The sequence below is a fragment of the Brevibacillus sp. NRS-1366 genome (assembly GCF_050467985.1).
Genome location: NZ_JBITPN010000042.1, coordinates 71,822 through 93,988 on the forward strand (window position 1 = coordinate 71,822; position 22,167 = coordinate 93,988).

Annotated in this window: 23 protein-coding genes and 1 pseudogene; 8 read left to right on the forward strand and 16 right to left on the reverse strand. The window is 50.1% G+C overall.

The annotated features are described in order from the left end of the window. Positions 1-69: 69 nt before the first annotated feature. Genes ACIFQN_RS27255 through cysK form a run of 3 tightly spaced genes read right to left on the reverse strand, consistent with a single transcriptional unit; the run spans position 70 to position 2,501 of the window. Positions 70-405 carry a YuzD family protein gene (locus tag ACIFQN_RS27255; RefSeq protein WP_429836178.1) on the reverse strand — a complete coding sequence of 112 codons (336 nt, stop codon included), beginning with the start codon at positions 403-405 and terminating at the stop codon, positions 70-72. Positions 406-442: 37 nt separating this feature from the next. After that, positions 443-1,576 carry a bifunctional cystathionine gamma-lyase/homocysteine desulfhydrase gene (locus ACIFQN_RS27260; RefSeq protein ID WP_429836179.1) on the reverse strand — a complete coding sequence of 378 codons (1,134 nt, stop codon included), beginning with the start codon at positions 1,574-1,576 and terminating at the stop codon, positions 443-445. Between the two features lies 1 nt (position 1,577). Then, positions 1,578-2,501, reverse strand: coding sequence for a cysteine synthase A (gene cysK / locus ACIFQN_RS27265; protein ID WP_429836180.1), 924 nt, complete (start codon positions 2,499-2,501; stop codon positions 1,578-1,580). 145 nt (positions 2,502-2,646) lie between these two features. Between cysK and ACIFQN_RS27270 the strand changes: the two genes are divergently transcribed. Continuing rightward, positions 2,647-2,916, forward strand: coding sequence for a NifU family protein (locus ACIFQN_RS27270; protein WP_429836181.1), 270 nt, complete (start codon positions 2,647-2,649; stop codon positions 2,914-2,916). A gap of 33 nt (positions 2,917-2,949) precedes the next feature. On the opposite strand, the gene ACIFQN_RS27275 is transcribed toward ACIFQN_RS27270, so the two are convergent. The 3 genes from ACIFQN_RS27275 to ACIFQN_RS27285 are packed head-to-tail and all read right to left on the reverse strand — an operon-like array spanning position 2,950 to position 5,874. Further along, positions 2,950-3,876: an alpha/beta hydrolase gene (locus ACIFQN_RS27275; RefSeq protein ID WP_429836182.1), complete on the reverse strand. Its 927-nt coding sequence runs from the start codon at positions 3,874-3,876 to the stop codon at positions 2,950-2,952. Then, complete coding sequence (locus ACIFQN_RS27280; RefSeq protein ID WP_429836183.1) at positions 3,873-4,832, reverse strand: 2-hydroxyacid dehydrogenase; 960 nt, start codon at positions 4,830-4,832, stop codon at positions 3,873-3,875. Before ACIFQN_RS27280 ends, ACIFQN_RS27275 begins: the two co-directional genes overlap by 4 nt. Continuing rightward, a complete protein-coding gene (locus tag ACIFQN_RS27285; protein WP_429836184.1) occupies positions 4,789-5,874 on the reverse strand; it encodes a hypothetical protein in 1,086 nt (361 codons plus the stop codon). The genes ACIFQN_RS27280 and ACIFQN_RS27285 overlap by 44 nt, the downstream gene beginning before the upstream one ends. 153 nt (positions 5,875-6,027) lie before the next feature. Between ACIFQN_RS27285 and ACIFQN_RS27290 the strand changes: the two genes are divergently transcribed. Further along, positions 6,028-6,543 (forward strand): phosphatidylglycerophosphatase A family protein, encoded by a 516-nt coding sequence (locus ACIFQN_RS27290; RefSeq protein ID WP_429836185.1) that lies wholly within the window; start codon positions 6,028-6,030, stop codon positions 6,541-6,543. On the opposite strand, the gene ACIFQN_RS27295 is transcribed toward ACIFQN_RS27290, so the two are convergent. The 3 genes from ACIFQN_RS27295 to ACIFQN_RS27305 all read right to left on the reverse strand — a co-directional run bounded on the left by ACIFQN_RS27295 (position 6,532) and on the right by ACIFQN_RS27305 (position 8,666). After that, positions 6,532-7,311 carry a TIGR01457 family HAD-type hydrolase gene (locus ACIFQN_RS27295; protein ID WP_429836186.1) on the reverse strand — a complete coding sequence of 260 codons (780 nt, stop codon included), beginning with the start codon at positions 7,309-7,311 and terminating at the stop codon, positions 6,532-6,534. The genes ACIFQN_RS27290 and ACIFQN_RS27295 overlap by 12 nt on opposite strands. A 195-nt stretch (positions 7,312-7,506) precedes the next feature. Further along, positions 7,507-8,136: a helix-turn-helix transcriptional regulator gene (locus ACIFQN_RS27300; RefSeq protein WP_429836205.1), complete on the reverse strand. Its 630-nt coding sequence runs from the start codon at positions 8,134-8,136 to the stop codon at positions 7,507-7,509. Between the two features lie 95 nt (positions 8,137-8,231). Next, positions 8,232-8,666 (reverse strand): DUF86 domain-containing protein, encoded by a 435-nt coding sequence (locus tag ACIFQN_RS27305; RefSeq protein ID WP_429836187.1) that lies wholly within the window; start codon positions 8,664-8,666, stop codon positions 8,232-8,234. A 238-nt stretch (positions 8,667-8,904) separates the two neighbouring features. Between ACIFQN_RS27305 and glpX the strand changes: the two genes are divergently transcribed. Continuing rightward, positions 8,905-9,879: a class II fructose-bisphosphatase gene (glpX, locus tag ACIFQN_RS27310; protein ID WP_429836188.1), complete on the forward strand. Its 975-nt coding sequence runs from the start codon at positions 8,905-8,907 to the stop codon at positions 9,877-9,879. A 10-nt stretch (positions 9,880-9,889) separates the two neighbouring features. After that, positions 9,890-10,159, forward strand: a complete 270-nt coding sequence (locus ACIFQN_RS27315; RefSeq protein ID WP_049741616.1) for a DUF3055 domain-containing protein — start codon at positions 9,890-9,892, stop codon at positions 10,157-10,159. Between the two features lie 82 nt (positions 10,160-10,241). Here the strand turns inward: ACIFQN_RS27315 and ACIFQN_RS27320 are convergent. Beyond that, positions 10,242-10,670, reverse strand: a pseudogene (locus ACIFQN_RS27320) (oligopeptide/dipeptide ABC transporter ATP-binding protein); the annotation flags it as partial. Positions 10,671-10,945: 275 nt separating this feature from the next. Here ACIFQN_RS27320 and ACIFQN_RS27325 point away from each other — a divergent pair. Beyond that, positions 10,946-11,236, forward strand: coding sequence for a hypothetical protein (locus ACIFQN_RS27325; RefSeq protein WP_429836189.1), 291 nt, complete (start codon positions 10,946-10,948; stop codon positions 11,234-11,236). Positions 11,237-11,331: 95 nt separating this feature from the next. Here the strand turns inward: ACIFQN_RS27325 and ACIFQN_RS27330 are convergent, their stop codons facing one another. Then, positions 11,332-11,967: a YutD-like domain-containing protein gene (locus ACIFQN_RS27330; protein ID WP_429836190.1), complete on the reverse strand. Its 636-nt coding sequence runs from the start codon at positions 11,965-11,967 to the stop codon at positions 11,332-11,334. 125 nt (positions 11,968-12,092) lie between these two features. Here ACIFQN_RS27330 and ACIFQN_RS27335 point away from each other — a divergent pair, with 125 nt between their 5' ends. After that, positions 12,093-13,133: a YhcN/YlaJ family sporulation lipoprotein gene (locus tag ACIFQN_RS27335; protein ID WP_429836191.1), complete on the forward strand. Its 1,041-nt coding sequence runs from the start codon at positions 12,093-12,095 to the stop codon at positions 13,131-13,133. A gap of 70 nt (positions 13,134-13,203) precedes the next feature. On the opposite strand, the gene lipA is transcribed toward ACIFQN_RS27335, so the two are convergent. The 3 genes from lipA to ACIFQN_RS27350 all read right to left on the reverse strand — a co-directional run bounded on the left by lipA (position 13,204) and on the right by ACIFQN_RS27350 (position 17,529). Beyond that, the gene (gene lipA / locus ACIFQN_RS27340; RefSeq protein ID WP_429836192.1) at positions 13,204-14,091 is read right to left on the reverse strand and encodes a lipoyl synthase; all 888 of its coding nucleotides are present in this window, start codon (positions 14,089-14,091) and stop codon (positions 13,204-13,206) included. A gap of 94 nt (positions 14,092-14,185) precedes the next feature. Continuing rightward, positions 14,186-16,408 carry an ATP-binding protein gene (locus tag ACIFQN_RS27345; RefSeq protein ID WP_429836193.1) on the reverse strand — a complete coding sequence of 741 codons (2,223 nt, stop codon included), beginning with the start codon at positions 16,406-16,408 and terminating at the stop codon, positions 14,186-14,188. Next, a complete protein-coding gene (locus ACIFQN_RS27350; RefSeq protein WP_429836194.1) occupies positions 16,405-17,529 on the reverse strand; it encodes a metallophosphoesterase family protein in 1,125 nt (374 codons plus the stop codon). Before ACIFQN_RS27350 ends, ACIFQN_RS27345 begins: the two co-directional genes overlap by 4 nt. A gap of 128 nt (positions 17,530-17,657) precedes the next feature. Between ACIFQN_RS27350 and ACIFQN_RS27355 the strand changes: the two genes are divergently transcribed. Next, positions 17,658-18,419, forward strand: a complete 762-nt coding sequence (locus ACIFQN_RS27355; protein WP_429836195.1) for a LarC family nickel insertion protein — start codon at positions 17,658-17,660, stop codon at positions 18,417-18,419. Positions 18,420-18,570: 151 nt separating this feature from the next. On the opposite strand, the gene ACIFQN_RS27360 is transcribed toward ACIFQN_RS27355, so the two are convergent. Both ACIFQN_RS27360 and larC read right to left on the reverse strand, forming a co-directional pair. Then, a complete protein-coding gene (locus ACIFQN_RS27360) occupies positions 18,571-19,122 on the reverse strand; it encodes a DJ-1/PfpI family protein (protein ID WP_429836196.1) in 552 nt (183 codons plus the stop codon). 85 nt (positions 19,123-19,207) lie between these two features. Next, the gene (gene larC / locus ACIFQN_RS27365; protein ID WP_429836197.1) at positions 19,208-20,200 is read right to left on the reverse strand and encodes a nickel insertion protein; all 993 of its coding nucleotides are present in this window, start codon (positions 20,198-20,200) and stop codon (positions 19,208-19,210) included. Between the two features lie 165 nt (positions 20,201-20,365). Between larC and ACIFQN_RS27370 the strand changes: the two genes are divergently transcribed. Continuing rightward, the gene (locus ACIFQN_RS27370; protein ID WP_429836198.1) at positions 20,366-21,376 is read left to right on the forward strand and encodes a M23 family metallopeptidase; all 1,011 of its coding nucleotides are present in this window, start codon (positions 20,366-20,368) and stop codon (positions 21,374-21,376) included. The last annotated feature ends 791 nt before the right edge of the window (positions 21,377-22,167 follow it).

Sequence of the window (22,167 nt, forward strand, 5' to 3'; positions counted from 1 at the left end):
AAAAAAAATGACCAGACGTAAAATCATCTGGTCGCTTCGGATAAACATTTGTCAGCCGTTCTATGCTGTTTATTCGCTATCTACTGGTGCCGCAATCGGTTGTAGGCCCATGCTTTCCAGTTTTCCATAAATATCTTTGAGCTTTGGATTCCCCTCACCGACAATTTCCCCGGAAATTACGACAAGCGGATACCACAGATCTTCCTCAATAATGCGGTTGGCCCAGCTTTTGTCATCGTCTGTCTGCGGCTGTTGAAAGTCGCTGTACGTGATGCGGATGCTGTCGCTTCCATACTTACGCGAGAGCGCAGCCTGCAGCCACTCAGCGGTTTCCTTGGCGGACGGTAGATTGACGCAGCTTGCGCACAACTGCTCCGTCCCAAACACTTTGATTTCCACACTCACACGATCCGCCCTCCTCTCGGTTCTTTTCGTCGGCCTTTTAAGAGAGTGCTTGCTCCATATCCTCGATCAAATCCTGCACATCCTCGATACCAACGGAAATACGAACCAAGCCTTCTGTAATACCCAGCTCTGCACGACGCTCAACCGGGATGGAAGCATGCGTCATTCTTGCAGGTACACTGATCAGACTCTCAACAGCGCCCAATGATTCTGCCAGGGTGTAATACTTCACTTTTGACAAGACTTGATCTGCACGTTCAGCACTGCCTACGTCAAAGGAAATCATTCCACCGAATCCACGGGCTTGCTTTTTGATTAACTCATGACCAGTGTGGTTCGACAACCCGGGATAGAGAACACGCTTGATATCGCTTCGCTCTGACAGCCAATTCGCCAGTGTACGCGCATTTTGCTCGTGCTCCTCCATGCGGATACCCAGTGTTTTCATACCGCGCAGAAGCAACCAGGAATCTTGTGGTCCGAGAACGCCGCCGATGGCGTTTTGTACGAAATGCAGATCTTCGCCCACTTGCGCATCTTTCGCCACAACCAGACCTGCAACGACGTCGCTGTGACCGCCCAAGTATTTGGTTGCGCTGTGGAAAACAATGTCTGCTCCGAGATCAAGCGGATTTTGCCAGTACGGGGTCATGAACGTATTGTCTACAACCAGCAGCACATTCTTTGCCTTGGCAATATCAGCCAGGGCAGCAATATCGCTCACTTTCAGCAGTGGGTTAGTCGGTGTTTCCATGATGATTGCCTTGGTTTCCGGGCGGATCGCCGCTTCCACCGCTTCCAGATTGCTGGTATCTACATAGGTTGCTTCCAGACCCAACCGGGAAAAGACGCGGGTAACGACGCGGAAAGTGCCGCCATAAACGTCATCACCTACAACCAGATGATCCCCTTTGTTAAACAGGGAAAGAATGGTGGAGAGCGCAGCCATACCGGAGCCAAAAGCAAAGCCGCGTGCGCCACCCTCAATCTCGGCGATATATGTCTCCAGTGCATGGCGAGTCGGGTTCCCTGTGCGGGAGTATTCAAAGCCTTTGTGGACGCCAATCGCTTCCTGCTTGTATGTGCTCACTTGATAAATTGGAACGGATACCGCTCCTGTATGTGGATCTCCATCAATACCGCCATGGATCAATCGTGTTTTGATGCGCATTTTAAATTCCCCCTTGGTAGATTTTTTTGCTCAGGTAGCGTTCACTACTGTCAGCAAACAGGGTTACAATGTTTGTTCCGGGTGCTGCTTCTTTTGCTTCACGAAGTGCTGCTGCCATTGCTGCTCCGGCAGAGCTGCCAACGAGAAGGCCCTCTTTGGCAGCAAGCTGTTTGACCAGCTCGAATGCCTTCACGTCCATGATCGTATGAATCGAATCAAAATAACGGGTGTCCATGAACGGTGGCAAAAACTCCATACCGATGCCTTCGGTCTTGTGTGGTCCGGACTCTCCCCCGTTCAAGATGGAGCCTTCTGGTTCCACAATCACCGTTTTGACCGCTGGGTTCTGCTCTTTTAAATACCGGGCTACGCCCATGAAAGTGCCTCCGGAACCAGCACCTGCAACAAATACATGCACCTCTCCATCCATTTGCTCCCAAATTTCCGGTCCTGTCGTCTTATAGTGTGCGTCCGGGTTTGCCGGGTTTGCAAATTGTTGTGGTACGAAAGAGCCCGGAATAGACGCAGCAAGCTCCTGCGCTTTGGCGATTGCTCCTTTTATTCCTTGCTCGGTTGGGGTGTTCACTACTTCTGCTCCGAGAGCACGCATCAGCTCTTGCTTTTCCTCAGAAAACTTGGCTGGTACGCAAAAAATGACTTTATAGCCAGTTCCTACAGCGGCCAGTGCAACACCAATCCCTGTATTTCCTGCTGTTGGTTCGATAATGGTTCCACCTGGCCCCAGTTGCCCGCTTTCCTCTGCAGCACGGATCAATTCCATACCCAGTCTGTCCTTGACGCTGCCGCCTGGATTAAAATATTCCAGCTTGGCGAACAAACGGACTCCTGCCGGAAGCTCAAACTGTGTAATTTCGACGATTGGCGTATTGCCGATCAGTTCTTTCACATTGCGAAATACATTCACGTAAATACGACTCCTTATGTTGAAGTACTTGCTATTTCATTATAACATGCAGCTATCACAAAAAGTCCATGCAGGGTGCATATCGAGCATATTCACAAATCAAAGTGTCAACAGGGCATGTAAGCCATGGATTTATCATCGGTCTATGATTATAATAAAGGAGAGGTTGGAAAGGAGTGAATGTACCATGGATTTGATGGATCAAGTACAAGAAGTTCTCGATAAACTGCGCCCTTACTTGCAACGTGATGGTGGCGACGTGCAACTTGTCGATGTAGAAGAAGGTATCGTGAAGCTGCGCCTGATGGGTGCATGCGGTAGCTGCCCTTCATCCACTATTACCCTGAAAGCAGGGATTGAGCGTGCCCTGGTTGAAGAAATTCCAGGCATCAAAGAAGTACAACAAGTATTCTAAACCAGGCCCGACTTGAAAGCAGCTACGAGGTAATCACCGTAGCTGCTTTTTTTGCATTCCTTTTTCCAAAAAAGCAATGACCCTGCTCGCATACTCATCAGGCACCAATGCATAGCTGCGGACATGCCCGGCATCCGGGACCAGCCACAGAGCAGAATGACTGTCTGTTGCCAAGCTGTACAACCGTTCACTGTTTGCAGTAGGTATGGTTGCGTCATTTGTTCCATGAATGAGAAAAATCGGCTTTTCCGCCAGCTTAACGGCCTTGTACGGCTTCACATGACGTGGATTGGCCCCAAGTAAGATCGGGCTTAGTGTCATAATGAACCAGTTGAACGGAAAGCGCGGTAGGCCCGTCCATTGCGGCAAATTTTCTTCCAGGTACTCCTGGAGTGAGTAAAACGGAGAATCGGCCACAATCGCCCGGATTCGTGCGTCCTCCCCTCCCACCAAAAGCGCAGTAGCGGCGCCCATAGAGAAGCCGACCAGCCCAATCGTCTTTTCGGGATGGACGCTAGCGGCATAATCAATCGCTCCGAGAAGGTCCTGCTGTTCGCGAAGACCTATTGTAGTTAATGAGTCACTGGAGTCTCCAGCATTGCGAAAATCAAACATGAATACATCAAAGCCTGCATCCAGCAGCTTTGCAGCCAGAGACAAGGCGGGCAGATGCGGCTCCAGTCTGTTCTGACTGTACCCATGGGCAAAAATGAGCAGCTTGCCATTCGAACTACATCCATTTTGTTCAGCACAGAGGTACCACCCGGCGAGGGAGATGTGCTTTTCCCGACTTTCGAATTGAACTGATTGCACATGATTGATCCCAAAATCTTTCGGGTCCATATCAACTGGCTTTCTCTCGGGATGAGTCAGCCGCCACGTTACTCGCAAAGCTACTGCCGCGCCAGCAATCAAGCAAATCAGCAAAAGTCCCGCCAGTGCATAAAGAATCACACTCATAACGCAGAAAGCGGCTCCTTCTCGCTAAGCACCGCGACGATGTTTGCAGCAGCCAGCTTCGCCATTTCCACACGGGTTTGTAATGTCGCGCTGCCAATATGCGGTAAAGCTACTACATTAGGCAAGGAAAGTAGCGGGTTATCTGGTGGGACAGGCTCGATCTGGAATACATCTAATCCCGCTGCCCATATCTTTTTCTCCACCAACGCCCGGTAGAGCGCTGCCTCATCAACAGTGCCGCCCCGCGAAACATTGATAAAGACCGAAGTCTCTTTCATTAGAGAGAATTCCCGATCCCCCATCAAAAGTCTCGTTTCATCTGTAAGAGGTGTGAGCAGGACAACATAATCGGACTCTTGCAATAATGTTTCCAACCCAACCAAAAGTGCACCTGTTTCTTCTTCCGCCTGGTGTTTGCGGTTTCGGTTGTGATAAAGAATTCGCATGCCAAATCCTCTTGCTCGTCTGGCTACTGCCTCACCGATCCTGCCCATCCCGATGATGCCCAGTGTTGCTCCATATACATTTTGCCCTGCCAAAAGCATGGGACTCCATGATGTCCATTCCCCGTTCAGCAAAAAACGGTTTGCCTCTGTCACTCGACGCCCAGTCGCCATCAACAAGGCAAACGCGAGATCTGCGGTCGCCTCTGTCAGCACATCCGGAGTATTGGTCACCACTACGCCATGCCGCTTGCAAGCAGCCAAATCAATATTGTCATAACCTACAGCCATATTGGCTACGATCCGCAAATTTTTTGCCTTGGTCAACAATTCCTCGTCGACTCGCTCAGTCAACATCGTCAACACCGCATCTACATGCTCTACCCGATCCAGAAGCAGCTCGCGCGGAATCGGGTACTCTTCTGTCCACTGTTCCACACTTGCCACAGTTTCCAGCATCGCAATCACTTCATCCGTCAGCTTCCTCGTAACGAATACTTGTGGCTTCTTCATCTTTTTGCCTCCACAACCAATCAATTTGTGGAATGGATACGCCATAACGCTCTGCAACCAGATGGGGGTATTTACGGAGTCCCTCTTCCATATGTGCAAGCTCGTCTTCCAGCTGGGATTGCCATGCCTCGACATTTACCTCCAGCCGCTCTTCAAAAGGGAGCTCTTTATAGGACTCCACCAGCCTGAGGAATCGACCTGGATAGAGCATGAGTCCGTATATAACAGCATACTCGCCCGTGAGCAACGGGGAGACACTGTTATAGCCATCAAGAAAACTGGCAGCGGATTCGTCATTCCATCCGTTACGCTTGGTCTCAGCCTTCAGCCATTGTCCGATATCCCGAGCCCGCATATCGAGGACCCAGTTCCATTCCCCTGCGATTAAGCGCGCATCCTTCTCATTCCATAGCATATACCCTTGATCAAAATTTTGGTAGGCTACTTTTCCAAGTCCTGCCGTCTCTTTCACCACTTTATCGTACCCGGACGCTTGCAAGTACTGGACGGCGATCTCACCAAGCTGATGCACATACGTATAGCAGGTTAGCAAAAATTCATCCATCGATGTCAGTTCTGCGCCGGCTTCGTCTAGCTCATCCCGGTACTCGTTGTAGTGCCTCAACTTTCTGCGCCACATGCTAGGCCAGTTGCCCAATGAACTGTAGGGTAAGAATAATTTGTCCCCAGTAAATGACTTCGTCGCCTGGTGAAATTGTGCGAGCGACTGTCCGGAGGCCAAGTGCGGGTCTTCTTTTTCCCCTTCGCGCACTCCGCGATACAGGTAGTAAAGCTGTTCATCAGAAATGATGTGCTCTTGACCGCCTACGGTCTTTACCAGCTTGAGCATCCTGATGTCTTGCTGCTGATTCAGATGATTTCGCACGCGCTCGATAAACTTGTTCTTATATTTGTATCCCGCAGGCACAGCATACATGTAATACAAGCCTTGGTCTGTCTCCAGAACCTTACTCGCTCCCGTTGCACGGTACCCCTGCACGAGAAAACCGTATTGTTCTTGGAGTAGGTCTTTTTCTTCCATCTAATCCAACCTCCTTGACACACCTTCTCATGGCGCATTGTATGTCATCGAGTCGGGATAGGTGCCTATCTAGTTGCAGATACTAGTTGCATTCATGTCGATATATGCTTTTTGCAACTAGAGATTACCGCCAGATGGGAGGAAAGAATACACATGGGCGAACACCCGCTAAATAGCGATTCATGCCTTGACGTTGTCATTGAGCTTTTAAACAAACGCGGGGTCAGCTTGGACGACATCGCGGAAATCGTTCATTTTCTCCAGACGGAATACGTCCCTGATTTGACGATGGAGCTATGCCTGGAAAGTGTGGAAGCCGTTCTGAAAAAACGAGAGGTCCAAAATGCGCTGCTCACTGGCATCCAGCTCGACATCCTCGCCGAGGAAAAGAAATTGCTGCCTCCGCTCCAGACTATTATCGAAACAGACGAGCCGCTCTACGGTGTAGATGAGGTGCTTGCTCTAGCCATCGTTAATTTGTACGGCAGCATTGGATTTACCAATTTCGGTTATGTTGACAAGCTGAAGCACGGCAAGCTAAAAGCGTTAAACGACAAAAGCGCTGGCGTCCATACGTTTCTCGACGATCTGGTCGGAGCCGTCGCCGCTGCCGCCTCCAGCCGCATTGCTCATCGCCAAAAGCAGAAAGAGGAATGTCTAGATGGTTAGCCGAAGCCGCCACTCGGCTAAATCATCTGCAATATGTGTAGGTTTTACCAGGTGGTTTGCCGCTTCCTCACGCGTGGAATACCCGGTTAATACCAAGAGGCTGTCCAAGCCACTGTTTGCCCCTGCCTCGATATCCGTGTAGAGATTGTCACCAACGATCAATGTGTCTGTTTCCTGTGTGCCAAGTCTCTCCAGTGCATACCGGACGATGATAGACTCCGGCTTGCCGATCACGATCGGTTTGGTCGCCGCTGCAACACTAACTGCAGCTACGAGTGATCCATTTCCAGGGAACAGCCCCTCTTCTGTGGGCAAGGCAGCATCTGCATTTGTCGCCAGTAGCGTAGCTCCCGCCCGGATGGCACGAGCCGCAATCGTCAGCTTTTCATAGGAAAAGGAGCGGTCGATCCCGCAAATAACATAGCGTGGAGCTTCCTCCGTTATCGTATAGCCAGCCGTTTGCAATTGTTCGCGCAATCCGTCCTCCCCAACTACATAAACACGGGTTCCAGCCGGGGCCTGCTCTTTGAGGTACGTGGCGGTTGCCATGCTCGACGTATACACATCCTTTTCCTCTGCCTCAATACCCATCGCTTGCAATCTTTCAGCGACCAAAAGAGGCGAGGCAGCTGAATTATTCGTCAGGAACAAGTACGGAATCTGCTGCTTTTTCAAATAAGTGACGAACTCGCCAGCTCCCGGGATCGCTTCCCCTCCCCTGTAAATGGTACCGTCCAGATCAAGCAAGTAGCCTTTATATCGTTTCATGTTATCCAGTCCTCCATCTAGTAAAACGTAACGCCAAGATGACAGCATCTATAGCAAAGACAATTCGTTGGTCCAAGCCCTTTAGTGAAAGTGTAAACCATATGAAGCGAACATGCTCGTCCGCTTAGAAAAAAACATGTTGCCCTCAAAGAAAAAAGCAGGAAACGGTCTTATCCCGCTTCCTGCTTTCTTTCTTTATTTTGCCTCTTTAATTTCAAAGACGCATTTCTCTCCACCCTTGGCCATACAAGAGGTCTGCTCCACATCCGCTTGTAACACGCGGCGGAACAAAGAGAGCTCACAGCTGCATGCCTGATTGAATTCGCGGGCTACCTGGGAGATGGGGCAGTTAAACTCCTGGATCCGATACCCTTCTCCATCCGCTTCCTTTTCCCATTCCACCATATAGCCTTTATCGTTTTGCAGTTCAGCCAGCTTGGCTACGCGCTCTTCCAAGTCTCCTTGCATATGAGTGCGGTACGTTTCTTCCAGACGATTCTCACGGCGGCGAAAGAGCATCTCTACTTTCCCTACACCGTCGATGTCCTTCAGATCCTGCAAAAAATCTAGCGTTAAATGAGAATAATTGCGCGGAAACAGCTCATCTGCCTCCTGCGACAAGGAATATACATTCGTTGGACGTCCCATCGCTTGTCGAACAAGCGTAGACTTGATTAAATTATCCCTTTCCAGGGTATTCAGGTGGCGTCTTACAGCCATTTCCGTAATCCCCAGCTCGACGGCCATGTCGCTGACAGAGAGCGAGCCTTTCACCTTGAGCATGTGCAGGATTTGGTCACGAGTGGACGTTCCTTCGTTTGTCATACGTATCACCGTCCTTTCTCCTTATTGTAGCGGATCGGGACGCCTTAGTAAACAAATGATAGTGTTTTGTATAAAAAATCCGCATCCTCATTTTTCTAGAAGAGTTCCTTTTTCAAAAACGCCCGAACTTGCGGATCGAACTGACGTAGTGCAGGTACCGCAACTGTTACCAATGAAAACATCTCAGCTGCTGGGACATTCGTATAGTCATTCACCAGGTGCTTGCGGAACTCGGTGACTCGAGTCAGGATCACTGCCTGTTCATCGGTAATGACCTGTTCATCACGCAAAATCTCTACCACATCACTGTAGCTGCCGGGATCTCGCATAATAAAGCCGTCGATCAATGCGTTCCCCACGTCAACGATTCCCTCGATGGACAAGTGCAGGGCTCGCTCCATCGCGAGGGCAGCGACTTCGTCCGTCAAGACCGCTTCCGCTCCCCGTTCCTTTAGCTTATCCAACAAATCAAGCATAAGATTCATATGTGCCAATACTTGGTCGATTCGCTTTGTATTCACGTCGTACATGGAATTCTCCTTATTTTCGCTTTTTTGCTTTGCGCTTTGCGTAATATATGGTAAACACAAAAGTTAGCACCAGGACGAGAAGCACCAATTCCCCTTCCTGCAAATAGGAATTGTTCACGGGACTCACCTCTTTTCATCCATCAGTATACCAAATTTGTACGGGCAAACGCGACAGCTTGTACTTTATGATACAATAGGAAAAGTGAACTTTTTGCCGGCATAAGGGAGGAACACAACTGTGGAACGCGAACTGGCACTAGAAATTGTGCGTGTAACGGAAATGGCTGCACTTGCCTCTTCTCACTGGATGGGACGAGGAAAGAAGAATGAAGCAGACGGAGCAGCTACTAGCGCCATGCGCGCCATGTTTGACACGATTAACATGAGGGGCACAGTCGTCATTGGCGAAGGCGAACTGGATGAAGCTCCTATGCTCTATATAGGTGAAAAGCTCGGCAATGCGGAAGCAGGCGGACCAGAGGTAGACGTGGCTGTGGATCCTTTGGAGGGAACGACCATCGTTGCCAAGGGCCACAACAATGCCATGTCGGTTATTGCGATCGGTGATCGGGGAACCTTGCTCCATGCACCTGACATGTACATGATGAAAATGGCAGTTGGCAAACGTGCTGCCGGAAAAATCAACCTTTACGATCCCGTAGATAAAATGATAGATGTTGTAGCGAAAGCCAACAACAAACGCATACAAGATGTAACTGTCATTATTCAAGAGCGAGAACGCCACCAGGAGATCATTGATACCATTCGGGAAAAAGGAGCGCGCGTCAAGCTTTTTGGCGATGGCGATGTAGGCGCTGCAATTGCTGCTTGTCTGCCGCATACCGGGATTGACCTGTTCCTGGGCATCGGTGGTGCTCCAGAGGGCGTCATCAGTGCAGCAGCGATCAAGTGTCTGGGTGGCGACATGCAAGCCAAGCTCAAGCCGCAAAACGAACAGGAACGGGAACGCTGCATCAAAATGGGACTCGAAAATCCAGACCAGCTCCTGACCTTGAATGACTTGGTCAAAGGAGACGACGCCATTTTTGCCGCAACCGGTGTATCAGACGGCGAACTCTTGCAAGGCGTCCGTTATCTGGGAGACGACATGGTGGAAACACATTCCATCGTCATGCGCGCGCAAACGAAAACGATTCGCTTTGTTCGTGCCCTGCACAATGTAGAACACAAACCTAATCTCTTATGGAAGTAGAGGGAAACATATGGCCCACGATTTGTTTTATTTGTACGACGAGCCAGAGGACACCAAGACCCGATTCGTAAGCTTCATGGCCGAATCCACCCGCTTTGATCTGGCTATCACGACGACCAACCGTTTTTATGGCAAGAAACTGGTCATCAACATTCAGAATGGCCGTTCGGCTATCATTGGTCACGATGATCTGGAGGAAGAAGGCTATCTGGAATTCGCGTTTAACTTAAACGAGCAAGAGGCAGAAGAATTAAAGTCTTTTCTGGAGACGGTGATTTAAAAAGCTCTTCTCGTGTATTTTTCCATAAAAATGCCCGTCTCAAAAGGCTTCTTAGCCGGACGGGCGTTTTTTTTGTGATCTTTTACGCCATATGACAGGCGACAAGGTGATCAGAAGTACCTTGGAGCGCAGGAACCACCTCTTTGCATTTCGCCTCCGCAAATGGACATCGCGTATGGAATTTACATCCCGCAGGCGGATTAGTCGGGCTGGGAGGATCGCCTTTGAGCACAATCTTTTTTCGCTTGAGCCTCGGATGCTGGGCCGGGATCGAGGAAAGCAAAGCTTGTGTGTATGGGTGCTTTGGGTTGGCAAACAGCTCGTCTGCTACTGCCGTTTCCACGATATTGCCTAAATACATCACGCCTATCCGCTTGCTGATATGCCGAACAACACCCAGATCATGCGCGATGAACAAATAGAACATTTTGAATTCTGTCTGCAAGTCTTCCAGCAGATTAATGATTTGAGATTGGATGGATACGTCTAGCGCAGCAACAGGCTCGAATGCCCTGTCAACTGCCCTGACCTTAGAAGTGCCATCCATCACATAATCATCCTTTTATGTGTTTCCACTAGATGAAAACACATTTTCATTTTTAACCAAAACCTACGTTAATCAATAAAGCAAAATATTCTAACGATTACAATTATAAATTTTTTTCAAACGACTTTTATGATGCTTATGGACACCTGCCCATTTCCACCCGGACAATGCTCCATCAGGGCGAATGCCTCGTATACTGCTACTGCACATACAGACAACGAGAGGAGTGCAGTCGCACGATGCAACCTTATCACGGTGAACAATTTACACACCCAGAAGAGCAGCATTTTGTAAATGAGCAGGAATATCAAAACATCCCAGAAGATCAGGCGCATCCCGTCTTTTTTCGAAGAAGGCACGATGAAATTGTCTTCCCGATTATCATCCCGGTTCCTAGCCCTTACTATCCTCCGTATCCCTATCCGTATCCCCCCCCTTATTACCCTTATCAGGCTTATCCGTATCCCCCTTATGGTGGGTACGGTGGTGGGTACGGTGGTGGGTACGGTGGTGGGTACGGTGGCTTCTAACCATACCCACGCTCACGGGGTTTTGCTTGCATAAAACAGAAAGAAACAGCCTCCTCATTAAAGGGGGGCTGTTTCTCATTTTACGGCTCTTATTTTTACGGCTCTCGTTTCGGCTGAATAGGGCCACTCGACACCTTATCCCTTTCCCGATTGGGGCGTGCATGATTATGGTTAGGGCGGCGATCCTTGCCTGCATCCCGGCCGTTCTTTTCAGGTTTATCCTTATTGAATTTAGGCTTGTCTGACCGCTCGTTTCGTCCTTGGCCAGAACGCTCACCAGAGCCATTGTTTTTGTCCGATCGATCCGGCTTGTTCTGTCGCGGTTGGAAACGCTTGCGTTCTTTGCGTTCTCCATTCGAAGGCGAGCCATCTTCGCGCGTCGTTTCTTGTCGCAGATCAATAACCAGGTCATATCCGGAATCGTCCTGAATCGCTTGGTTATCATCTGGTCCCAAAGAGGACTTGATTTTGCGCAATACAAAATAGGGACAGCCAAAATTGCAGAATTCATGCAGGTACTCATCCAAAGCGGCGATTCGCTGCTCGAACGGTACTTTGCGATTGACGTCTGTATAAAATCCCCGGAGACGAAGCTGACCATATCCCCAATCACCTACGATATAATCGTATTTATCGAGGATATCGCTGTAGCGCTCCTTGAAGGCTTCCGGATTCCAGCCGTCGCGATTTTCTTCCATGACTTCATATGTACCGGCTTGCGTGCGAATCAAGTCCGCTTCCTCCTTACACATGTAAACTTTTGTCCATCTTACCATATTTCAAGAAGCAAGAGATAAAATTCCCACGAAAACAGCTACACTCCCTTGGACATTCTATCGTGTAGGGGGTGTTATCATTGAAAAAGACATGGTTGTATCCTGCAATTGCAGGCATTGCGCTCTTGGCTTCTGCTTGTGCGAACAACGCCGCGCCGAACTATACGCATCCGAACAAAGCCACGACGAATCAAGCAGCGCCTCGAGTAACAAACATTGATGGCCTGCACATCCGAAACTACGACGGAGTGCGCCGAACAGACGTGGATGGAATTCACACGCGAAGCTATGACGGAATGCGCCCGGCAGGCGTGGATGGTATTCACACGCGAAGCTATGACGGAATGCGTCCGGCAGGCGTGGATGGAATGCACACTCGGAACTTCGACGGTCTCCATGTACGCAATGGCATTGGGATGAACAAGGCACCTGGCGCTACGGATGGCATGTACCCTAAGACCAACACCAATGTCAACAACTACAACGCCTACACCAGCGGAGTGCGTCCGTACCATGCCTTCCCTGATGGAACCGGAAATGCAGGTACCCTCAGCACCGCACCTGGGACGCAAACCAGGACCCATTCCATTTATCAAAACAATGCGTGGAACCGTGGTGGAGCCGGTGTTATGCAAACCGGCATGCCGCGAATGGGCTATGTCCAGACCGATCGTCAACATGTGCATACCGCAAACGCTAGTCACGTTTATGTAGATCGGAACGCACTGGCTCAGGCTGTCGGAAATGTCACTGCTAGCTGCCCTGGCGTTCAACGTTCCACAGTCCTTGTAACCGATGAAGAAATCTTCGTTGGGTTGAACACTAATGGGGCCGATGCTCGCACAGCAAAGCATCAAGCAAAAATGAATGCGATGTCGGTGTCACCACGCTACTACAAAGTGTACGTGACCGACAATCAAAATGACATTCAGGAAATTGCACGCGTCGCTAGCCGTTCCACCAATGTTCATACTGCCCGCACAGAAGATACTACCAGCATTAACACGCTGATCAAGCGTATGGGCGGTACGACGGACAGTGAACAAGTACGAACAAAAGCTCATGGTGCGACCCCCTCTAAAACCATGACGAAAGCCAATATGGGTACAACCAGCCGCTAGTTTTAAAAAAGAAACAGCAACCCCCGCCTGTGAGCGCCTGCCGCAGGTGGGGGTTTCCATATGTCGTATGCTATTGTGCCTGTGCGATGGTTTCCTTCGCAGCATTCGCCTGTTCATGAGCATGGTATGAGCTGCGCACGAGCGGTCCTGCTTCCACATGGCTAAAGCCTCGTTTCATGCCCTCTTCCTTCAGCTTGGCAAACTCGTCTGGATGGTAGAAGTTTTCCACCTTCAAATGCTTTTTCGTTGGCTGTAAGTACTGACCGATCGTCATGATATTCACATCAACGGAACGCAAATCATCCATCGTTTCCAATACTTCCTCAATAGTCTCGCCTACTCCGATCATCAAGCTCGACTTTGTTGGAATATGAGGCTGGAATTCTTTCGCCTTTTTCAAAAGTTCCAGTGTCCGATCATACTTGGCGCGCGCACGTACGCGATCAGACAAACGGCGGACGGCTTCAATATTGTGATTGAGTACATCAGGACGAGCATCCATCACGACTTTAAGCGCATCCCAATTTCCCATAAAATCAGGAATCAGTACTTCTACAGACGCGAGTGGCAGTTTGCGACGAATCGCCTTGATCGTCTCGGCAAAAATTTGAGCTCCTCCGTCTGCTAAATCATCGCGAGCGACAGACGTCACAACAACGTGCTTCAATCGCATTTGTTCCGCCGCTTCCGCTACACGTTCCGGTTCTGCCACGTCTAACTCAGTGGGAAGCCCGGTTTTTACGGCACAGAAACGACAGGCGCGGGTACATATATCACCCAAAATCATGAAGGTGGCAGTACCACTGGCCCAGCATTCATGAATATTGGGGCATTTGGCCTCTTCACAAACCGTGTGCAGTGTTTTGCTGCGCATCGTTTGCTTCAGCTCTTTAAAACTGGCTAGTTCTGATCCTGATACAAGGTTAATCTTGAGCCACTCTGGCTTGCGTTGCGTCATGGGGCCCACTCCTCATCTGTTGTCTAGACATGGGTCTAGACTTGGTCAATCTCCATTATAGAGGTTGGATATAAGAGGGGCAACCTCTTTCCTTTCACTCGCACATTTCACCTAGCTGATGCACCCTATGCCGGCCTGACTTGCCGATTAGCGGCTCCAGTAACCGAAGCTCCCTATCTTGGCATGTAAACAGGAAAATTTGCTGCTCCTCGGAAAGCATCACAACATACTCCAAGGCTCGCCGCAACCGTTCTTGATCATAATGAACAAAATGATCATCGAAAAAAAGCGGTAAAGGTTCTGTCTGTTTGCTGACATGATGCAAAAGGGCCAGCCTTTGTGCAAAATAAAGCTGATCCTGCGTACCAGTCGAGCATTGCTCTTGTTCCAGCACCAACTGCTTGGACGGTTCAAGCAAGCGAACGGCAAAGCCTTCGCGCGGATCCAGCCTGACATCCAGGTACGCCCCTCCTGTAATATGAGCAAAAGCCTCTGACGCCTGCTGATTCACCGCAGGAGAAACATCACGATTCCATTCCGCCAACGCCTCCTGTAACGTGTCACGAGCCAATTGCAGGGCATCACGCTTCATTTGCAATTGGCGCAGCCCAGCTACCGCCTCCTCATGGTCCCCTCTAGCTTTGGCCACCGAAACGGTTTCATGCGCTCCTATTTGCCCATTTGCGCGGGCGATCTGTTCTCGCAATTCCTGCAACCGCTCCTCTGTTTGCAAGAGCTCTTTTTGCCAAGAAACGCGTTCCCTTCCTCTAATCGCTTTCTCCTGCTCCAGACACATGCGCAGCGACTCTCCCCACCGAGTCGTTAGTTGCACTTCTTGCTCCTTGCGATTCACTTCGGCAGTCAATTGCTTGGATTCTTGGGAGCGTGCGCTGTTTTGCTGGACCTCTCTCTTTTTTAAAAAGGCATCCCAATCTGCTGTTTCCCAGCGATGCACCAATTGCAAAAGCTCCTCGTCGAGACGACCGACTTCCTCTTGCAGTTGCTGCCAATGTGCTTGCGGCACACTCCCGCTGGCCATTGCTGATCTTTGTTCGTTTTCTTTTCCACGATAAATCGTCAGAGACGTCACTGAAAAGAGTATTGCTACGCCTAGTGCAATCCCTCCCATGACACTATGCCCTGCCAGGAATGCAATCATTGCAAGCAGTAAAAATACTCCTGCCGTCCCCCATAACAAAGCTTTTCCCCGTCGTTGTTTTTTCAGATTGCCTTCTTTATACGATCGGTCTTGTCGTCGGGACCCTGAAATCGCTGCGGTGGCCATACTTGCCAGCTCCAGATGACATTCTTCCCAGCGCTTGCGTAGCCGCATTCCTCTTTCATAATCGATTTGCAAGCGATCCAGGTCGCCCTCTCCGCCTATCGGTAATAGCGTTTCTTCTACATCCAATGTCGATGTCAGCAGGTCAGACAGCGCGCTTTGCGCCTCTCGATGAACCAGGCGTTCCTCCTGAGAGCTCGCAGTTTGCTCCCACCACTCCCACTTTTGTCCAGCGAGAGGCTTGTAGCTTTTCTGCCAACGCTCTTGCCACATCTGTTCTTGTTCGTTCCACCGCTCTCGTCGCTGCAACAGCCGGCTGCGCAGTTGTTCCTGTTCGGTACGTTCCGCTTCCCATTCTGCAATTTGCTGCGCCCGCCCGCTGATTACCTTCCACGCGGCTTCTGCATTCGCCAGCTCCTGCTCTTTTCCCGCCGCCAAAGCAGCTGCTTTCCCAAGCAACGTATTTTCCGCCCGTTCTTTTTTCCCGATGCTTGTCAGGTCTCGGTCCAACTCAGCCAATATTTTCATAACGGCCGGGTTGGCTTCCTCTGTGCTGGTCAAAGAAGGCATGAGGTGTTCTGCTGCTGACAACGGCTCTCGTCTGATCCAAGTGATATCCGTAAACAGACTACGCGTAAGGCCCAGATGTTTCTCGATAAAAGGGCGTTCTTTGCGCCGGTCCTCGAAATAAATATCTGTCAACTCCGCCCATTCCGGGTCCAAAAAGATCCGTGCCTGCTCTCGTTCTTTGTTCAAGCAGCGATGTAGACGGTAGGCTTTGCCCGCTAGCTGATAGGTAATGATCGTTTCATAATCGCCCAGGTGCCACGGGCGGTATTTTTCGTACTCGGGCAAATAGCGTGCCGATTTGACATAATCGCGCTTCATACCGTACAGTGCTGCGAATATTCCTTGCAGCAGCGTGGATTTCCCAGCTTCATTCGGCGCCTCAAGTACATTGATGCCAGGGGCGAAGCGAAATGAGGCATTCTGCCATTTGCCAAAGCCTTTCAACTGGATTTCGTCAATCCTCATCGGATGCTCCCTCCAATTCGGGCGAGTGCTTCCTTGCGTGCCAGCCTGACTTTTTCCCGCTCCACCTCATCGGTAGCCTGCATCTCCCATTCATCCAGCTTTCCAAGCCATCTGCCCCATACTCCGCCGTCTGCAATGAGCTTATCTGCATCCACATCGGGCCACGACTCGTCGTGAAACTGAATGAGAAAAAAACGGGAAAACCTCTGTTGCAAAACATCTGTGGCAGGTACAAAATGGACTGCCCGCTCCCCAGTCAGGGTAATGTACAGCAAATCTGTATCATTTTCATTAGCTAGCTGTACTTCCAAGAGCCGTTCCAGTTGTTCCATCGTTTCGATTCCGCCGAGGTCGATCTCACGTTTGCGTATTTGCCGGTGCTCGACAGGAATCGCTGAAAGGGTCAACCTGCCTGTTCCGTCGAGTTCACCGTAGAGAACGCACCGTTGCCCCTCTTCTTTTGTAGTGAGCCCTTCTGGCGAGCCCGGGTAGGCCGCAAAAGGCTGCTTCCTTTCCGGATGCAGAAACTGGGACGGCTTGTGAATATGACCGAGCGCCACATAGTTCATTTCGGTTTTTGCCAGCTCTTGCAGTGTGACAGGAGCGTACGGATGATGCTCTTCTTTGGCCGTATTCAAAATGCTGGCATGCAAAACCATCAGATGATACTGATAGCCACCGAGCTTGCCCGGGAAGGTCGCCAGCGGTGAATCGTATACGTGCGGGTGGGGAAAGCCCCAGCCATAGACGACACATGACTTTTCGGGAAACTCAAAAGCGCCCCATTCCGGGGTGAACCAATATACATTACCAGGCCAATCCAGCGTCTGATAAAAGGAATCCGGACGCCATGGATCGTGGTTGCCCGGAGAAATGCACACAGGGACAGGAGAAAGACTGGCAAACAGATCACGTAAAAATAGTGCAGTAGATCGTCTGCCTCCGTGATACTCCAGCAAATCTCCAGCGATGAGCCAGAAATCCACCTGCTTGTCCAACACGAGATCACGGATTCGTCGCATCGTTCGGCGAAAATCATCCTGGCGCAGCTCATATAATCCTGATAAGGTCTGAAGCGGGGCGTCGAGATGGACGTCCGCTGTATGTATAAATGTCAGCAACAGATTTCAACTCCTCCATGACAAACAGAACCGTCCAATGATACACTTTGAACAGAATTGGCAAGTAGACGAACATACTTTCCCTTAATGATACAGGAAGAATTGGCCACTTGGAAGGAGTGTTTCTTGTGCGAATTGCGTATCTGGACTGTTTTTCAGGAATAAGCGGGGACATGCTCCTCGCAGCCTTGGTAGATGCAGGAGCTGATCGCCAACGAATCGAGGCAGAACTGCGCAAGCTGCCTGTCGGGGCATTTCGGCTTGAATGGAAAAGCGTAGTCAAGACAGGGGTAAGTGCACTGAAGCTGGATGTAATCGACGAATCCATGCCGCCCATTTCGCCGCTTAAACAATTGAAGGTCATCGGCAGTGATCACGTTCATCGCGGCTACAAAGAAATTGTGGAGATGATCAAGGCAGCTAATCTAGCGCCGCGCGTTACGTCCCGAGCTCTCGCCGTCTTTGAAAAAATTGCGATAGCCGAGGCCAAAATTCATGATGTCCCTGTAGAGACTGTTCATTTTCATGAAGTAGGTGCCCTTGACTCCATCGTGGATGTTGTCGGGATTGCACTCGGGCTGGAAGAACTCGAAATTGACGAGCTCTACTCCGGCCATGTCCCCACAGGAAACGGCTACGTCCGGTGTGATCATGGTCTTTACCCTGTTCCGGCACCCGCTACCATGGAGATGCTGATTGGCATCCCCCTGCGCAGGACAACGATCCAAAAAGAGCTGACCACCCCGACAGGAGCAGGTGTTGCTGCTGCTTTGGTCCGCGAGTTTGGCCCGCTTCCGTCCATGACTGTAGAGAAAATCGGCTATGGGGCAGGCACACGCGATCTGCCTGACCAACCCAATGTTCTGCGTCTTCTGGTTGGTCAACTGTAAGGAAAAAAAGGCACAAAAACATAGAAAGACCTCCCAACGGACATCGTAATGATGAACATGCTTCGCTGGGAGGCGATGTATTTGACGCAGAGCTGCAAAGCGATGGCACCTTTACATATCGATCGGCGGGATTCCTAGCCTTTTTCGTTTATTACCGCAGCAATCGCAAAAACTCGCGCATGAAGCCAGGCAGGTCCGGCCACGCATGTCCCGAAACCAGATTTCCATCAACGTGCAGTGTATCCGTCTGATAGATCGCTCCGCATGCTTCTACATCAGGCTTGCATGCTACGTATGCTGTCATTTCTCTGCCTTCCAGATGTTCTTTGACGATCGTCAACACTTGTGAGCCGTGGCAAATCGCAGCTACTGGTTTATTTGTCTCGAAGAAATGGGCCACAATCGGCTTTAGATGCTCATTCAGCCTGATATGTTCAGGTGCACGTCCGCCGGGGATAATCAAGGCATCGAATGCCTCGGGATTAATCTCTGCAAAAGAAGTATGGGCCGGGAGCTGATAAGCAGGTTTTTCCGTATAGGTTGCGCTGTGTGCTTCAAAATCATGGCAAACCGTGTGCAGCGTTTTGACAGTAGGTGCCGCAATGACTGCTTCAAACCCTTCTTCCAGACAACGGTAGTACGGATAAAAAACCTCCAGGGCCTCCACTGCATCTCCTGTTACAATCAACACTTTTTTGCTCATCAGACAGCCTCCTCATGACTTGTTTTCGGAAAGCGAGCCTTCCGATTTTCCAATTCTTTGAAGTGCCATCTCATTCCTGCTTCGTTTACACCAAATTTACAGAACTTTCCTCATCGGCTATTTTGATCGCATGCTGGTATACCCTTTTTAACGGCACGCCAGCTTTCTCTGCCAGCTTTGCACACACTGCATATTCAGGGGCAATTTGCACACGCTTTTGACGGTGGTACCCCAGCTTCACCACGACCTCTCCCCATTCGGTACGAACGGTGATAAAGCGCCGGGCCAACCTATGACAGGCCACAGGGAAGGAGCGTATCCCAAAAGTAGTTGTTTCTGAAAAGAGGATCGTTTTTAAAGCTTCCGCCTGACTCTGGTAACACATCACCTGAATCATCGTCCCGGGGCGGCTTTTTTTCATGGTAACTGGGAAAAAGTGTACATCGTTGGCACCCGCACTCAAGCATTGCTCCATCACGTACGCAAGCCATTCCGGGCTGATATCGTCCAAATTGACTTGCAAAAGCAGCATGCCCTCATCAATGTGTTCTTCTTGATGGTTTTTTTGCTCAAAAAAGAGAGGGATCTCCTCCTCCCTGTAGTCGTCTTCGAACTGAAGAATAGCGAGTCCGTCACCGTATTCAATGTGAAGAAGGTGGCCGCTTAAGGTCCGCAATGGCTTTACTCCTGCTTCCCGAAGCCAAAGCATGGCGTACGGCGAAAATAACGGAGACGACTCCAATGGATTTGGCTCGATTTCTCGAATGAGCATTCCCTTCATGAGCGCAAGCATCGGCAAAGGCAGGTCCCCGGGTACAGGAACTTCTTGAATATATAGCGACAAGCTGTTTTGAGCAATTGGGCATACTGATAATAGCGTGGCCAGAGCGGCTTCTTCACGCTCCCATTCTTTTTGGTCGCAATAAACCCGATACGGCTCCGCTAACTGCTTGATTCGCGCCCACTCCTGCTCGGAGCTTGTAAATCCTGCTACAGTTGTTTTTTTTACCAAGCGCCCAAGTGGCTGCATCAGGCTTTGTATTGTAAACGCCTTATCCGCACGAATTACCAGCTTCATGTTCCTGCCTCCATTTTCAACCGTCTTGCTCATTTCTTTTCTTGCATCATACACCAAAACGGGTGAAAACCGGGCGAAAAAGAGTCCTACCAAAAAGTATCTTGGATAAACTGCTCCTACTAGCAGAAACTACAAAAGAGACTATCTGGGCTGGAGGGAGACGGAATGCGAGTTTTCCGCCTAATCATTCAGATCAGCTTGTGTGTGGCAGCTGTTATTTCGCCAATGGAATCTGTTGCATGGGCAGCTCCATCTGCACCGAAGGGAGATCCGCTCTTGCAGGCACGCCTGCAGCTTTTTCAGCGAATGGAGTCGTTATACGGCATTCCGTGGACCTATTTGGCAGCCATTGACCAATACGAGCGGACGATGAAAATACGTAAGAAACAAGCTAAAAATGAGAAATCCTCATCTCGCCTAACTGATATTGATATTCCTTGGGAACGTTGGTGTGGCGTTTTTAATCCAGATGAGGAGGACACCAATCCGGTTTCCATCCAATTTTTTGATGGCATGGGCATGGATGGCGATGGTGACGGGAAAGCCGATCGCAACAACGATCTAGATGCACTAACTTCTCTTATTCACTATTTGTCTGCGTACGGATTTTCACATGATGATTGGCAAATCGGGCTTTGGTCCTATTACCAACGAGATCGCTCCGTCAAGACGATCAGACAGTTTGCCCAGGTGTATGGAAAATATCAGCACCTGCAATTGGAGGCACGCCATTTTCCTATCCCCCCTCGTTATGAATACAGCTATCGCAGCACATGGGGAAGTGCACGCGGCTGGGGGGGACGGAGAATTCATGAAGGGACGGATATTTTCGCAGGATACGGCACTCCCGTTCTAAGCACTGCTTATGGCGTTATCGAAGTCATCGGTTGGAACCGGTATGGCGGCTGGAGAATTGGCATGCGGGATATGGGGAATGTCTACCATTATTTCGCACACCTCTCCTCTTTTAAGAAGGGCTTGAAACCAGGTGACATTGTTGAGCCAGGGCAATTGTTAGGGTATATTGGCAGTTCCGGGTACGGCAGACCTGGTACTGCCGGAAAGTTTCCTCCGCATTTACACTACGGAATGTATCGAGAGACAGGCGGCGCGGATTGGGCGTTCGACCCTTATCCATATTTGAGACGATGGGAACGCCAGGAGCGGAAGCGGTGATTCACCGTTTGGAGGAGCGACTTTGCTGCGGTGAGGAGAAGACTGTTTCCATTCTATGCTCCGGTCTACACCCTGCACAGAAGTTTAACTGTCCGCTCCGCAACGATTCAGGGGGAAACGCAAAACGGCGCGGCGCTCTGTTGCTTATTCATGGGTTGCGTTTCTGATCCCCTGAATTCGTTGCTACGCTTAGTAGGATTTCGCCAGTCGCTCCGCCTGGAAACAGTCTTCTCCTGCGTTACAGTAGCGATTTCGACAAGCTGGGAAGCGGTGTTTCACCGCTTCCTTTTTTATAATTTCGGAAAGTATAAATCTGAGGGGACTTTGATGCAATGGACGATGGAGATCCTACAGTGCCACCGCAATTCGGCTGCGAGTTGTGCAGAAGTCCAATGTACCCTGAGTATTACAAGGGTTTGCACGGTTATGAATACAATCTTTCGGATATCCGCTAAAGCACAAAGAACCGTTAGGGCCCACCCTAACGGTTCTTTGGTAAACAATAAGGAAGACGGGGGAGGAGTTAAAGCTGGCCTGGGAAAAGGTAGAAAAAAGCGAAGCTCTTTGGGGACCAGCCGAGGTGGAATGAAAAAAGGGAAACACGGTCTTAAGCGTCCACCTCTGAGAAGCGTCATGGATCGGCTGCTTTGGACGCGGTTTCCCTTTTTTCATGGAACTGTGCAGGGATGACCCCTCAGCAGGGGACTGGGGAAGCTGGAGCGTTTTCTCCCTTTTCCTCTTCTCCACCACAGCCTCACCGACCACTTAACCTAAGGACGCGGGCGCAGTTC

Bases quoted from the DNA above. Each gene is read 5' to 3' on its own strand.
- ACIFQN_RS27360 (WP_429836196.1), bottom strand. From the start codon at position 19,122: ATGAGCAAAAAAGTGTTGATTGTAACAGGAGATGCAGTGGAGGCCCTG.
- ACIFQN_RS27300 (WP_429836205.1), bottom strand. From the start codon at position 8,136: ATGACAAACGAAGGAACGTCCACTCGTGACCAAATCCTGCACATGCTC.
- ACIFQN_RS27270 (WP_429836181.1), top strand. From the start codon at position 2,647: ATGATTATAATAAAGGAGAGGTTGGAAAGGAGTGAATGTACCATGGAT.
- ACIFQN_RS27295 (WP_429836186.1), bottom strand. From the start codon at position 7,311: ATGAAACGATATAAAGGCTACTTGCTTGATCTGGACGGTACCATTTAC.
- ACIFQN_RS27275 (WP_429836182.1), bottom strand. From the start codon at position 3,876: ATGAGTGTGATTCTTTATGCACTGGCGGGACTTTTGCTGATTTGCTTG.
- ACIFQN_RS27315 (WP_049741616.1), top strand. From the start codon at position 9,890: ATGGCCCACGATTTGTTTTATTTGTACGACGAGCCAGAGGACACCAAG.
- ACIFQN_RS27370 (WP_429836198.1), top strand. From the start codon at position 20,366: ATGCGAGTTTTCCGCCTAATCATTCAGATCAGCTTGTGTGTGGCAGCT.
- larC (WP_429836197.1), bottom strand. From the start codon at position 20,200: ATGAAGCTGGTAATTCGTGCGGATAAGGCGTTTACAATACAAAGCCTG.
- ACIFQN_RS27285 (WP_429836184.1), bottom strand. From the start codon at position 5,874: ATGGAAGAAAAAGACCTACTCCAAGAACAATACGGTTTTCTCGTGCAG.
- ACIFQN_RS27305 (WP_429836187.1), bottom strand. From the start codon at position 8,666: ATGTACGACGTGAATACAAAGCGAATCGACCAAGTATTGGCACATATG.
- ACIFQN_RS27290 (WP_429836185.1), top strand. From the start codon at position 6,028: ATGGGCGAACACCCGCTAAATAGCGATTCATGCCTTGACGTTGTCATT.
- ACIFQN_RS27345 (WP_429836193.1), bottom strand. From the start codon at position 16,408: ATGAGGATTGACGAAATCCAGTTGAAAGGCTTTGGCAAATGGCAGAAT.
- ACIFQN_RS27325 (WP_429836189.1), top strand. From the start codon at position 10,946: ATGCAACCTTATCACGGTGAACAATTTACACACCCAGAAGAGCAGCAT.
- lipA (WP_429836192.1), bottom strand. From the start codon at position 14,091: ATGACGCAACGCAAGCCAGAGTGGCTCAAGATTAACCTTGTATCAGGA.
- ACIFQN_RS27260 (WP_429836179.1), bottom strand. From the start codon at position 1,576: ATGCGCATCAAAACACGATTGATCCATGGCGGTATTGATGGAGATCCA.
- ACIFQN_RS27280 (WP_429836183.1), bottom strand. From the start codon at position 4,832: ATGAAGAAGCCACAAGTATTCGTTACGAGGAAGCTGACGGATGAAGTG.